11 protein-coding genes are annotated in these 12,751 nt (G+C 62.6%); 8 read left to right on the forward strand and 3 right to left on the reverse strand.

Translation table 11 applies throughout. The annotated features are described in order from the left end of the window. The first annotated feature begins 19 nt into the window (after positions 1-19). From ACH0CP_RS09780 to ACH0CP_RS09810, 7 genes are all read left to right on the forward strand, one after another. On the forward strand, positions 20-619 hold the full coding sequence (locus ACH0CP_RS09780; protein WP_406875632.1) for a hypothetical protein: 600 nt from the start codon (positions 20-22) through the stop codon (positions 617-619). After that, on the forward strand, positions 616-1,329 hold the full coding sequence (locus tag ACH0CP_RS09785; protein WP_294445110.1) for an urease accessory protein UreF: 714 nt from the start codon (positions 616-618) through the stop codon (positions 1,327-1,329). The genes ACH0CP_RS09780 and ACH0CP_RS09785 overlap by 4 nt, the downstream gene beginning before the upstream one ends. A 22-nt stretch (positions 1,330-1,351) precedes the next feature. Next, positions 1,352-2,011 (forward strand): urease accessory protein UreG, encoded by a 660-nt coding sequence (gene ureG, locus ACH0CP_RS09790; protein WP_294445111.1) that lies wholly within the window; start codon positions 1,352-1,354, stop codon positions 2,009-2,011. A gap of 3 nt (positions 2,012-2,014) precedes the next feature. Beyond that, the gene (locus ACH0CP_RS09795; protein WP_294445112.1) at positions 2,015-2,950 is read left to right on the forward strand and encodes an urease accessory protein UreD; all 936 of its coding nucleotides are present in this window, start codon (positions 2,015-2,017) and stop codon (positions 2,948-2,950) included. An 18-nt stretch (positions 2,951-2,968) separates the two neighbouring features. After that, positions 2,969-4,003, forward strand: coding sequence for an urea transporter (yut, locus tag ACH0CP_RS09800; RefSeq protein ID WP_294445113.1), 1,035 nt, complete (start codon positions 2,969-2,971; stop codon positions 4,001-4,003). A 62-nt stretch (positions 4,004-4,065) separates the two neighbouring features. Next, on the forward strand, positions 4,066-5,301 hold the full coding sequence (locus ACH0CP_RS09805; protein ID WP_294445114.1) for an ammonium transporter: 1,236 nt from the start codon (positions 4,066-4,068) through the stop codon (positions 5,299-5,301). Between the two features lie 78 nt (positions 5,302-5,379). Next, positions 5,380-6,615: an SLC13 family permease gene (locus ACH0CP_RS09810; protein WP_406875630.1), complete on the forward strand. Its 1,236-nt coding sequence runs from the start codon at positions 5,380-5,382 to the stop codon at positions 6,613-6,615. A gap of 33 nt (positions 6,616-6,648) precedes the next feature. Here ACH0CP_RS09810 and ACH0CP_RS09815 read toward each other — a convergent pair whose 3' ends face one another. Then, positions 6,649-8,478, reverse strand: a complete 1,830-nt coding sequence (locus tag ACH0CP_RS09815; protein ID WP_406888498.1) for an FUSC family protein — start codon at positions 8,476-8,478, stop codon at positions 6,649-6,651. A 508-nt stretch (positions 8,479-8,986) separates the two neighbouring features. Here ACH0CP_RS09815 and ACH0CP_RS09820 point away from each other — a divergent pair. Then, entirely contained in the window at positions 8,987-11,014 is a 2,028-nt protein-coding gene (locus ACH0CP_RS09820; RefSeq protein ID WP_294443902.1) for a TonB-dependent receptor, read from the forward strand. A 63-nt stretch (positions 11,015-11,077) separates the two neighbouring features. Here ACH0CP_RS09820 and ACH0CP_RS09825 read toward each other — a convergent pair whose 3' ends face one another. Both ACH0CP_RS09825 and ACH0CP_RS09830 read right to left on the reverse strand, forming a co-directional pair. Continuing rightward, positions 11,078-11,959 (reverse strand): SDR family NAD(P)-dependent oxidoreductase, encoded by an 882-nt coding sequence (locus ACH0CP_RS09825; protein WP_294443901.1) that lies wholly within the window; start codon positions 11,957-11,959, stop codon positions 11,078-11,080. A 65-nt stretch (positions 11,960-12,024) separates the two neighbouring features. Then, positions 12,025-12,723, reverse strand: coding sequence for a TetR/AcrR family transcriptional regulator (locus tag ACH0CP_RS09830; RefSeq protein ID WP_294443900.1), 699 nt, complete (start codon positions 12,721-12,723; stop codon positions 12,025-12,027). Positions 12,724-12,751: the final 28 nt, after the last annotated feature.

Genomic DNA, 12,751 nt, shown 5'->3' on the forward strand with positions numbered 1-12,751 from the left:
ACGCCAATCGGAGAGAATGATGATCCTGGTGGAAAAGACGCTCGGCAATGTCAGGGATCAGGGGTGGGAGGGTGCGAGTGTCGAGGATCTCGTTCTCGAACAATGGGAAGCGCCGAAGAGCCGGCTGCGCAAGAACACGCCGAGCGGGATCGAACTGGCCATCTCGCTTCCGCGCTCAGAGCATCTGCACGACGGCGACGTCCTCTACCATGATCCCGACAATCGGCGGATCGTCGTCGCCCGAATCCCGCTGAAGGAAGTGATGGTCATTGACCTCGACCTGCCGACGCTGATGCCGCAGTCGGAGATGCTGCGGCTGGTGTTCGAACTGGGCCATGCGCTCGGCAACCAGCATTGGCCCGCCGTCATCAAGGGGCAGACAATTTACGTGCCGCTGTCAGTCGACCGGAAGGTCATGCTGTCGGTGATGAAGACCCATGCGTTCCAGCATGCGTCAATCCGCTTCGAACCGGGCGAGGCGGTCGCGCAGCGCCTGGAGCCGAGCGAGATCCGGCTGCTGTTCGGCGGCGCCGACGCCACCCCGCACCATCATCATGGTAACGGCCAGGCCCAGGGTCAGGCAAAGGGTCAGACGCAGGGGCAGGGCATGGCCCTATGAACGTCGCGGCGCAGGCGATCGGGCCCGATGTGGGTCGCCTTGCGCGCTTGTTGCAATTTGCCGATTCCACCCTGCCGGTCGGTGCCTTCTCCTTTTCGCAAGGGCTGGAATCCGCGGTCCAGCTGCACATCGTCACCGACGGCGACAGCCTCAGGGATTACCTGACGCTCATTCTGCGCCAGGCCGCCTATATGGATGGCATCGCGTTGCTCCATGCCTGCCGCGCGGCGGCGTGCGGCGATTATGCGGCGCTGCTGGCCGCCGACAGCGCGCTGTGGATCCGCCGGGTCGGCGAGGAGCAGCAGATGATGCTGGCGCGGATGGGCAAGAAGTTCGCCGAGCTGGCGTCCGCCATCGCGCCATCGCCGCTGCTGGCCCGCTGGCTGGACGATATACGCGGCAATGGGACGCCCGGATGCCTGCCGGTGGCGCAGGGGATTGTGCTCACCGGCCTCGGCGCGCATAAGGCGGAGGCGTTCGCGGTCCACCAATATGGGCTGGCGTCGATGATCCTGAACGCCGCGCTTCGGTTGATGCGGATCGACCATGTCGCGACGCAGCGGCTGCTGTTCGACGCACAAGCCGCCACCCACGACCATTACCGCGCCGTGCAGGCGCTGGAGCTCGAGGAGATGTCGAGCTTCGCCCCCGTGTTCGAAGTCGTCGTCGCCCACCACACCAGGACGCACCTGCGCCTGTTCATGAACTGACCTGTCCAACCAGGAGCAACCGATGAAGAAGATCACGCGCATTGGCATCGGGGGGCCGGTCGGTTCCGGCAAGACCGCGGTGATCGAGACGATCACGCCGCGCCTGATCGAGCGCGGTGTCCGGCCGCTCATTATCACCAATGACGTGGTGACCACCGAGGATGCCAAGCAGGTCCGGCGCACGCTGAACGGCATCCTGATCGAGGAAAAGATCGTCGGCGTCGAAACCGGCGCCTGCCCGCACACTGCGGTGCGCGAGGATCCGTCGATGAACATCGCCGCGGTCGAGGAACTGGAGGGGCGCTATCCAGACAGCGACGTCGTGCTGATCGAATCCGGGGGCGACAATCTGACCCTGACGTTCAGCCCGGCGCTCGCCGATTTCTACATCTACGTCATCGATGTCGCGGCGGGCGACAAGATCCCGCGCAAGAACGGCGCCGGCGTCTGCCAGTCGGACATCCTGGTGATCAACAAGATCGACCTGGCGCCCTATGTCGACGCCAGCCTTGAAGTGATGGACCGCGATTCACGCCTGATGCGCGGGACCAAGCCGTTCGTCTTCACCAATTGCAAGACCGGCGAGGGCGTCGAGACGCTGATGGACATGATCATGGACATGGCGCTGTTCGACGTGCGGCCGCCCTCAACGGAGCCAGCGATGGTGGGGGCGCAGGGCTAGCCGATGGCGCTTCACGAGCAACTGGCGCGGATCGACCGCTACCGGGAACTCGCAGGGTTCCAGACCGAGCCGGCGCAAATGCGCGCTGCGGGCCCGGGCAAGATCGGCGAATTGCGGCTCGGCTTTTCACTGCGCAACGGCCGCTCCGTGCTGCACGACCTGTACCGGGCAGCGCCGCTGCTGGTGCAGCAGGCGCTCTATTGGGACGAGGCGATGCCGGAACTGCCGATCGTCTCGGTGATCTCAGTCGGCGGCGGCATCCTTCAGGGCGACCGCTATCATGTCGCGATTGACGTCGGGGAAGGAGCGTGCGCGCACGTCACCTCGCAAGGCGCGAACCGCATCCACCAGATGGACGCGAATTACGCCTCGCAGCATCAGGAGATACGCGCGGCGGCGGGATCCTATCTCGAATATCTGCCGAACTTCACCATCCCCTATCGCACCTCACGCTTCGTCAGCGAGACCGAGATCATCGCCGATGAGAGCGCGACCGTGCTCTACGCCGAGATGGCGATGACCGGGCGCAAGCATCACAATGCAATGGAGCGGTTCGGCTTCGACCTTTTGTCGATGCGGGTGCGCGCGCGGCGCCCGGACGGGCGGCTGCTGTTCGCCGAGAAGCTGCTGATCGAACAGGGCAACGACACGCTCGACCTTCCCGCCGTGGCGCGGGGCTATGACGCCTTTGCCAATGTCCTGTGCCTGACGCCGCCCGAGACGGCGGCGCGGATCGACCAACGGATCACGATCAACGCTGCGCCGGGCCATCCCCGCGCCATGTCGGGTGTGTCGCGGCTGCCCAATGGCGCGGGTCTCATGTTCCGGGCGGTCGGGGTGGAAAGCTATGACGTGCGGGCGGAGGTGAAGCGCTTCTGGACCGTGGTGCGCGAAGAGGCGCGGGGGCGAACCCTGCCCGAAGACTTCCTGTGGCAGTGACATCCTGAGGGAATGATCATGCGAGGTGAGAACGGCAATTTCATCACAGTCTGCCTGAAGGGCGCCTCGCAGGTCTTCTTCATGGAGAATGTGATCACGGGCGCGCTGTTCCTCGTTGCGATCTTCTATGCCGCCGTGATGAGCCAGTCGCTCGCGACATTCATTGGCGCGCTCGTCGGCGTCGTCGTTGCCAGCGCTGTCGCCTACATGCTCAATTTCGACGCAAGCTCGCGCGCCTCGGGCCTGTTCGGCTTCAACGGCATCCTCATCGGCATCGCTCTGCCGACATTCGTCGCACCGTCGCCCGAGTTGTGGCTGTACATCATCGTTGGCGCAGCCTTCACCACTGTCGTGACCGCCGCCTTCGCTGCGACCCTCACCAAGAGTTGGGGCGTCCCCGGATCGACTGGTCCGTTCGTGTTGATTGCCTGGTTGATGCTTGCCGGCGCTTATTCCTTCGGGTCCCTCCACATATTGAGCGAAACACAGAAGCTCGCGACCGATTACCAGCTTGGCGCGGTATCGCTGCCCGGGCCGGTGGAGGCGGGGGAGATCTTTTTCCGCAACATCGGCCAGGTCTTTCTGCTGGGCAGCTGGATCTCGGGCGCGATCATATTGCTCGGCATCTTCATCGCCTCCCGTCCTGCCGGTATCGCGGCGGTGGGCGGATCGCTTCTTGCGATGGGGACGGCGTTCGTGATGCGGGCAGATCCCAGCTTGGTGTCGCAGGGGCTGTACGGTTTCAGCCCGGTACTGACTGCAATGGCGTTGAGCGTGGTTTTCGTTCAGCCATCAGCGATGGTGATCGCTTACGCTGCGCTGGGCGTCATCGTGACGGTGATCCTGCAGGCGGCGTTCGACCTGATCCTCGCGCCGATCGGGCTGCCATCCTACACCGCGGCCTATGTGCTGACGATGTACCTGTTCATCGCGCCGCGCAAATTCGCGCCGCCTCATCCGCACAAGCCCGTGGCCGAGCATGCGCTCAAGCCAGCCGATCATGGACCGGCCAATCTCACTTCAATTTCCGCGGCCAAGAAACCCAGTCGGTAGGCGGTTAGCCGACCGAAGATGAAAGCTCCTGCCTGAGCCAATTACCCTGAGAGGAAGCGCTGATGAGAGGAATCGAACCGGGCGATACCGCCTTTCTGCTAGCCTGCACTGCGCTTGTCCTCATGATGACGCCCGCATTGGCGCTGTTCTATGGGGGGCTTGTGAGGGAACGCAACGTTCTGTCCGTCATGATCCAGAACTTCGTCTGCATCGGCGTGGTCGGGATCATCTGGGTATTTGGCGGCTTCAGCCTTGCCTTTGGCCCGTCGATCGGCGGCTTCATCGGCGATATCCGTACCTATTTCGGCATGCATGAGGTGGGTGTGGCGGCCGATCCCACCTATGCGGCGAACGTCCCGTTTATCCTGGTGTTCGGTTACCAGATGATGTTCGCGATCATCACGCCGGCGCTTATGACAGGCGCGTTCGTCGGCCGGATGCGGTTCGGCCCCTTCCTGTGGTTTGTCGCGCTGTGGACAATCTTCGTCTATCTGCCAGTAGCGCACTGGATCTGGGGCGGCGGTTTCCTGTCGCAGCTGGGCGTCGTCGATTTTGCTGGCGGGATCGTGATCCATGCCTCGGCCGGCGCGTCCGCGCTGGTGACCGCCATCTATCTTGGGCGCCGGCCAACCGGTGACAGCGGGCCGGTTCCGGCCAGCCTGCCGTTGGTCGCGCTAGGCGCAGGTCTGTTGTGGTTCGGATGGTTCGGCTTCAATGCGGGCGGCGCCTATGCCGCCGACGGCCTTGCGGCTTATGCCTTCACCAACACCATGCTTGCCGGAGCGATGGCGATGCTGGTGTGGATGTTCTGGGAGTGGCGGGAAGCCGGGCACCCGACATTCTCCGGTGTGCTGGTCGGGTCAGTGACGGGTCTTGCCACGATCACCCCCGCATCGGGATATGTTGAGCCAATGTCGGCGCTGCTGATCGGCGCGATCGGCGCTACCTGCTGTTATTTCGCCAAGTACATCCAATCGTGGTTGAAGGCGGAGGACACGCTGGAGGTGTTCCGCGCGCATGGAATTGGCGGAATCACCGGCTCGCTGTTGATTGGCGTATTGGCGAGCCCCGCGATCAATGCCGTCGCGGCAGGAGGCCGGCAGCTGTCGGTTCAAGCAATCGCGGTGGCGGTCGTCGTCATCTACGCCGTGATCGTCACCACCATCATCCTGTTCCTGCTTGACAAGCTGAGCAAGCTGCGCGTGCCGGTGGAGGTCCAGCGCGAGGGCCTGGACGAGTCGTTCTACGGAGAAAGCGCCTACAGCCTGTGGGGCATGAAGGCGGGGAAGCCGGACTGAGCCGCCGCTCCGGGGGCCGTGACGCAGCACCGGCCGCCTGCATTTTCCTTCTCCCGCCTGGGTTGGATCGCCTCTGCGATGGAACTGACGCTCGTCATCTTCTTCCTCGTCTACCTCGCCATGGGGCTGGGCTCGCTTCCCTTCTTCCGGGTGGGGCGGACCGGCGCTGCAGTTATCGGCGGCATGGCAATGTTGACGATCGGGAGCATCACGCCGCGACAGGCCTGGAATGCGATCGACTATTCCACCATGGGGATGTTGTTCGGCCTCATGGTAGTCTCAGCCGCGTTTGTGGTCTCCGGCTTCTACGGCTGGCTGGCGAGCAAGGCAGCAAGCTCCAACGTGTCGGAGCGCGCTTTGCTGGCCATCCTGATCGTCGTCGGCGGCGTCATGGCCGCCTTTCTGACCAATGACGTCGTCGCGGTATCGATGTGCCCGTTGTTGCTGTCGATAACCTTGGCAAGGGGATTGAACCCGGTTCCGTTTCTCCTCGGGTTCTGTTTCGCCGCCAATACCGGAGCGGCCGGCACGATCATCGGCAGCCCGCAGAATATCATCGCGGCGCAGAAACTGAACTTGTCATTCGCCGGCATGTCCGCAATCACCGCCATCCCGGCGCTGATGTCGCTGCCGGTAATCTGGCTTGTGATCACCTTTCTGTACCGCAATCGGTGGAAACTGGCTGCTCCAGCCGGCAGCGGCGAGGATGCCGGCCAGGCGCCGGCGCCGCCACCGTTCTCGCTTGGTGAGACACTGAAGGCCGCGTTCACCGCGATCATCGTCGTGTTCGCCTTCATCTTCAGCGATTGGCCGCGCGAGACCGTTGCTTTGACCGCGGCGGGCTTTCTTCTGCTCAGCAGGCGGATCTCTTCAAAATCACTGCTACATGAGGTGGATGGCGAACTCATCCTCCTCATCATGGGGCTCTTCATCGTCAACGCCGGGCTCGCTGCGACGGGGCTGCCACAGCATCTGGTGACCGGCCTTGCGGCGGAGGGGATTGACCTAAACAATCCGCCGATCCTCTTCCTGATCAGCAGCGTCATCAGCGATCTGGTCGGGAACAATCCAGCTGTGATGATGCTCGTGCCTTATCTTCATTCCGAAGGGGACGCGAATTACCTGGGTGCGGCACTGTCGCTCGGCACGCACTTTTCCAGCAATCTGGTCGTGTTCGGCAGTCTGGCAGGGATCATCATGGTCGAACAGGCGAAGGACCGCGGGGTGAGGATTTCCGCTACCGAATTCTCCAAGGCAGGAGCTTTGGTCACGGGGGCTACGATGATCATCGCGATTATCTGGCTGATGATCTGAATGGGACGCACCGCATTCACTGCGCCGCCGGCATCAACCGGAACGCCGTTCCCTTTCGATGGCGTCCAGCATCCGCGACAGGATCACTGCCGATGATCCTGCCTGTCCATCCTTTTCCAGTGTTTGAGCGGAGGCCGTTTCGGCGGGGTTCGGAACGGGGTGGCCGCTGGTTGAGCCGTTCGCTGCCGTGGCTCGCAGACGGCGGCTCAGAGCAAGCAGTGCGCCCCTCTGCTGCTCGTTCGGCTCCTTGGTGCGGAAAGTGCGCTCCAGCTGATGGGCAGCATAGGCCATGACATAGGCCTCGCGCAGAACATCGCGCCCGGCGGTCATCATGTTCCCGACGGACCATGTGCTCCGGAGCGGGCCAATAGTGGTCAGAACTGCGCCCACATTGCGGTCCACCGCTGCGGCATTGCGCGCGAGTGATCTTCCGCGATCCTGCTTTCCGACGTCCGAAATCGCCTCGAGGAGGTCTGCAAGTGCGATAAGCAGCGCGTTAATGGCCTTCGCAATTTGCTGGTGCAGGCTGATCGGGAACAGGAGCAGCGCGACGAGGGCGCCTGATCCGACGCCGATCGCGGTTTCCTGGAGACGAAGGACAAGCAGCTCTGGCGTGAAGATGCCGATCAAGCCGTAAATCAGGGACAGCGAGATGGTGAGAAACAGGCTCATCGCGACGTAGGAAACTCGCGCCACGAAGAAGGTAATGAAAACGGAGATCGCGAGCGCTGCACTGAGCCACAGGAGATGATTGTGCGTCAGCGTGGCGAGTATGATGCCGATGACGATGCCGATTGCAGTTCCCCAGGCTCGATCGAAGCCACGTACGGCCACCGCCGCGCCGGATTGCGCATTGTTGAAGATCATGAACGCGCTGATCACAGCCCAGAACCAGCGCTCAGACGAGATTGCTTCGCCTAATAGAGCGGCTATCGCGCAGGCGAGGGTCACCTGAAGAGCGCGGCGCAGGGTTTGGTCCCGCAGCCATTCCCCGCGCTTCGGGAACCAGTCTGCTTTTGTGACGGGCGTGTCATTGCCCACGGATGACGGGAAACTTGCGGGAAGGGCGGCAAGCCCGGCTTGCAAAGCAGTCTCTGCCTTCAGCACCTCGCTGATTGCTGCGTCGGTTCGGGGTCGCGCTTGCCGGTTCTCAGCTTGCTGTCGCGACGCCTCGTGGATCAGCGTTTCGGCCGCGACCTGGAGGTCGAGCAGCCTGAGCGCGATGGTCGTCTCGCTGTCGTCAAGTCCGGGATTCTCGAGAGGAAGGGCGGATTCGCAGGCCCTGATCTCTGCGCTGAGGGCGGTCATCACGAGCCGCAGGTCCGAGGCTCGCGGCTCAGCCCTCCCGACAGCGTGAACTAACTTTCTGAGCTTCTGCGATACTGAGAGGGCCGCGCTGACAAGGCGCCTGAATTCCAGCGCCGGCCTATCGGGCACGACGACATTGCGGACCAGGTGGACGACAACGCCGGAGATCAGCAGCGCGCTCGCAACCGTCCACAAATCGCGCTCGTCCTCCCGTAGATAGGAAGCGATAACGGCGCACATGAATGTGAAGGTTCCAACGCCCCGCCATCGCACGCCGAACCGAGCCGCATAGCTGGCAGCGAACGCGATCATCACGAGGACCATGTTGATTTGTTCCAGGGAACCGTGAACCGCGGTGATGGTGACGATGGCGGCGAAAGCCGATAAAGCGGCACAGATGCGGGTGATTGCGCGCGCTGAAGCCGAGCTATCGTTGACCTGCAGAGCGCCTTGCATGGTCGCGATGAGTGCCAGGACGAAAGCTGGCCGCGGCATCGGGTACCACCTCCCGATGAGCGACAGGATGCCGCAAACGAGCGCCATTGCAACGATCATGCCGCTCGAAAGCCGAAGCGCGAAAAGCGCTGGATCCGCGCCGAGAACCAAGAATTTTAGTCGATTTAGGCGCGTCACCTCAGGTAGCTTTTCGCCGAGCGGGATTTGGCGCTCTAATGGACCGCGGCAGGTAATATTGCCTGACAAACATTAGCAAATGCCAGTTATTCGGGCGCGCATCGCCGGTCGCGGTAATATTACAATCGCGGTGTTAAGATCGTTACGTGTTTACCCTTATTCGCGCCTAACGTGCCGCAGAATACTGCACTGATGGCGACAGGCGTGTTGCTTACCTGCTCTCCAGCAAGAACGCGACGGGTCGGCGCGTGGATGAAGCGGCCTGATCCGCGTCGAACACCATTGGGAGGGACTTCTGGTCGATCCGAACCCAAGCACCCTCCGCTCTTTTCTGCATCCCAGTGAACAATGGGCCTGCGGACGCAAGGAAACTTCGCCACGCGCGCCACTGCGCCTTTCCTTTGTAATCTGCGCGGTATGCGCCACCGCAATGCTGCTCGCCAATGAGGTGGATGCCCAGCAGAGCGAGGCATCCGTGGACGAGCACCGCGATGCCATGAACGAAGCCGACATCGTTGTTTATGGGCGGGCGCTACCGCAGATCGGCATCGCCACAAGTGCATCTCAAGGTACGGTCGGTTACGAAGACTTCTCTAACCGACCCGTTTCGCGAGTAGGCGAACTGGCAGAAAATGTGCCAGGTCTGATAGCAACGCAGCACTCTGGCACGGGCAAGGCCAATCAGTATTTCCTCCGTGGGTTCAACCTTGATCACGGGACGGATCTTGCAGGCTACGTCGATGGCGTTCCGATCAATATGCGCAGCCATGGCCACGGCCAAGGATATCTCGATCTCAACTTCCTGATCCCCGAACTAGTCGAGCGGATCGACTACTCGAAGGGGCCATACAGCGCGGACGCGGGCGACTTTTCGGCGGCAGGTACGGTTCACTTCCGCACCTCCGATGCGCTGCCCACTACGATCGCCGAGGTTATGGTCGGCAGCAATGGCTATGCACGCGCGCTGGCGGCAGGCAGCACGCCAGTGGGCGAGGGTACGTTGCTGCTCGCGCTTGATGGAACGCTCTACGATGGGCCTTGGACACTCGCCGAGGATCTGCGCAAGGTAAACGGTCTTGCGAAATTCTCATCTGGCACGGACGCCAGCGGCTGGAGCGTGAAGTTCAGTGGCTATCATGCCACTTGGACGTCGACGGATCAGGTGCCGTTGCGGGCGATCGAAAGCGGCGCGATCTCTCGGTACGGGTACATCGACCCTGACCTGGGCGGTCGAACAACGAGGCTGGATCTCGCAGGCGAGTGGCATAGCGGCAGCACGCGCGCTTTGGCCTACGCGACCTACTATGATTTCAAGTTGACCTCCAATTTTACCTATTTCCTCAATGATCCGGTGAACGGAGACGAATTCCAGCAGGCGGATCGGCGCGGGATCTTTGGCGGGTCCGTGGAACACACCTTTGGAGAGGCGATGGTGTTCGGCGCGCCAGCAACCATCCTCGCGGGTGCCAATCTTCGATATGATTTGATCGACAAAGTGGGTCTCTACACGAGCACGGCGGGCATGCGCACCGGCACCATCCGCCAAGACCGCGTCGATGAGGTGAGCGGTAATGCCTGGGCGCAGATCGAAGCACGGGTTGCGCCATCGCTACGGCTGATCCTCGGCGGCAATTTCGCGCTCTACGGCTATGACGTGCGGTCAGAACTGGCCGCCAATTCGGGCTCCGGGAGCGATGCGCTTTTGTCACCCAAGGCCGGTCTCGCGTGGAGAATTGCGCCGGCTGTAGAACTCTATGCCAATTACGGCGACAGCTACCATTCCAACGATGCGCGTGGTGCAACCACGAGGATCGACCCCGCGACCGGCACGCCGGCGGATCCCGTTCCGCTGCTCGTACGTGCCCGCGGCCAGGAACTGGGCGCGCGCGTCGAGACGGGGGCAATGAGCGCTACTTTCGCGGCCTATCATCTGACGCTCGCGTCCGAGCTCGTCTTTGTCGGCGATGCAGGAACAACTGAGCCGAACGCCGCCTCGCGACGCTACGGCGCGGAGGCGACATTGTTTTGGCGCATCAACGACACATTGGTGCTCGACGCGCAGGGCGCGCTCACCAATGCCCGTTTCAGGGGCGTACCGAAAAGCGAGAACCGCATCCCCAACGCAGTGAGCGAGGTAATCTCGGGTGGCGCAACATGGACACCCGTGCCGGCATTGACCTTGACCGCGCGACTGCGGCACTTCGGCGCCGCGCCGCTCGTGGAGGACAACAGCGCGCGGTCTGATCCTACCACCTTGGTCAACGCCGGTGCTTATTACCGGATCGGCAAACTGCGCGTCGGGCTCGATGTGCTCAACGTCTTCAATAGCCGGAAGGCGGACATCACTTACTTCTACGCGTCGCGCCTGCCGGGCGAACCGGAGGAGGGGGTGGAGGATTATCACCTCCATCCGGTTGAGCCGCGACAAGTGCGCGCGTCGCTTCGTTACAGCTTTTAGGCACAGTCCAGCGCCGCCGCCAATATCGGCTGCCGACAAGAACGGCAGGAAGATGTGGCTACCTCACGCGCAAGCGGCGCGGGCGCTTTCCACTTCTCGTTCGGCCTGGACGAAGCCGTAATCCGGGATGATCTCGCCAGCACGATCGGATACCTGCTGCCACTTGGCGAGTAGCGTCTCGCCGGCCTCCGGGCCGCCCCCGATGTGGGCGCCTTGGGTGAGTGTCACGTTGGCGCAGGCGAAATGGCCCGCGCCGGCGTTCAGGATCGTGCGGGTCGGCGCGTCGGGGCCAACCAGCGCGAGCAGCCCGGGGCTGACCAGCGCCGGGTCGAGCGCGGCGAGGCTTTCGTCCGATAGCACGCCTTCGGTCATCTGGGTCGCCGCGGTCGGCGCCAGGCTGTTCACGCGGATGCCGTATTTCTCGCCCTCGATCGCCAGCGTCTGCATCAGGCCGACGAGAGCCATCTTCGCCGCGCCGTAATTGGACTGGCCGAAATTGCCGTACAGGCCAGAGGAGGACGTCGTCATCACGATCCGGCCATAGCTCTGCGCGCGCATCGTATCCCACACGGCCTTGCTGCAGATCGCTGCGCCCATCAGGTGTACGTCCACCACGAGGCGGAAATCATCCATGGTCATCTTGGCGAAACTCTTGTCGCGCAGGATGCCGGCATTGTTGATCAGGATGTCGATCCGCCCCCAGTCGTCGGTGACCTTTGCCACCATCGCGCTGATGGCCGCCTCGTCCGTCACCGAAGCGGCAACTGCCATGGCGCGGCCGCCCCGCGCGGTGATCTCGGCTGCAATCGTCTCGGCAGACTCAAGCGAAAGGTCGTTGACGACCACACTGGCGCCCTTGCCGGCCAGATAGAGTGCATGGGCGCGGCCCAGCCCACCGCCTGATCCGGTGACGATTGCGACCTTCCCGTCCAGCATCCTGTTCATCCTTCTCGCATTTCACTAACTAGCCAGTGAGTATTGGAAGTGTGGCGCGGCGTTAGCCCGCCTCCTCAGTTCTTGGTTCGCTCGTGACAGATGTCGCGCAGCCCAGCGGCCATGAATGCGGCCATGCGCGCCTTCACCGCCTCGAAATCGTCGGACCGGCACAGCCCGTTCGAAAGCTTGTCGATGCGGCCCGTGCGCGCGAGCGTGACCATCAGCGCGCCCGTCACAAAGTGATAGCCCCAGTAGATGTCTTCCTCGGCGCAACCCGGCAGCGCCTTCTTCAGCAACGCGATCAGCCGCAGCACCACGGGGTCGAAATGCTCGTCCATGAGTTCTGCGCCCCATTCTGGCGTATTGGCAACCAACGCGCCGAGCGCCCCGTAATTCTTCCAGCCTTCCCCGCCCTTGATGTAGAGATCGAGGTCGGTGTCGAGAAACGCGTGAAGCGCCCCTTCGACGGTCGGCTTGTCGCCGCTGGCAGCCTCATATTCATCGAGCGCGCGCATCCGCTGTTCGCTGGTCACCACGGCGCGACGTGCAAAGACCGCATCGAACAGCTTTTTCTTGTCCTCGAAATAATAGTTCATCAGCGTGTGATGCACACCGACGCGCTTCGCCACGTCCTTCAGTGTCACGCCATGAAGGCCATGTTTGGAGAACAGGAACTCGGCTTCGTCGAGGATCTGTTCCATCGTGTCAGCGCGCTGTTCGGCCTTGGTGGTACGGCGACGGGGCTTCTTCTGCGGCGTTTCGATAGCGGTCACGCGGTCGACTGTCCCTTTGCTTGGCGCG

Source organism: Sphingomonas sp. 179-I 2A4 NHS (assembly GCF_045369135.1).
GTDB lineage: Bacteria > Pseudomonadota > Alphaproteobacteria > Sphingomonadales > Sphingomonadaceae > Sphingomonas.

What these genes read in the sequence shown, in the direction of transcription:
- ACH0CP_RS09780 (WP_406875632.1), top strand. Translation starts at nt 20, where the DNA reads ATGATCCTGGTGGAAAAGACGCTCGGCAATGTCAGGGATCAGGGGTGG.
- ACH0CP_RS09785 (WP_294445110.1), top strand. Translation starts at nt 616, where the DNA reads ATGAACGTCGCGGCGCAGGCGATCGGGCCCGATGTGGGTCGCCTTGCG.
- ureG (WP_294445111.1), top strand. Translation starts at nt 1,352, where the DNA reads ATGAAGAAGATCACGCGCATTGGCATCGGGGGGCCGGTCGGTTCCGGC.
- ACH0CP_RS09795 (WP_294445112.1), top strand. Translation starts at nt 2,015, where the DNA reads ATGGCGCTTCACGAGCAACTGGCGCGGATCGACCGCTACCGGGAACTC.
- yut (WP_294445113.1), top strand. Translation starts at nt 2,969, where the DNA reads ATGCGAGGTGAGAACGGCAATTTCATCACAGTCTGCCTGAAGGGCGCC.
- ACH0CP_RS09805 (WP_294445114.1), top strand. Translation starts at nt 4,066, where the DNA reads ATGAGAGGAATCGAACCGGGCGATACCGCCTTTCTGCTAGCCTGCACT.
- ACH0CP_RS09810 (WP_406875630.1), top strand. Translation starts at nt 5,380, where the DNA reads ATGGAACTGACGCTCGTCATCTTCTTCCTCGTCTACCTCGCCATGGGG.
- ACH0CP_RS09815 (WP_406888498.1), bottom strand. Translation starts at nt 8,478, where the DNA reads ATGATCGTTGCAATGGCGCTCGTTTGCGGCATCCTGTCGCTCATCGGG.
- ACH0CP_RS09820 (WP_294443902.1), top strand. Translation starts at nt 8,987, where the DNA reads ATGCTGCTCGCCAATGAGGTGGATGCCCAGCAGAGCGAGGCATCCGTG.
- ACH0CP_RS09825 (WP_294443901.1), bottom strand. Translation starts at nt 11,959, where the DNA reads ATGAACAGGATGCTGGACGGGAAGGTCGCAATCGTCACCGGATCAGGC.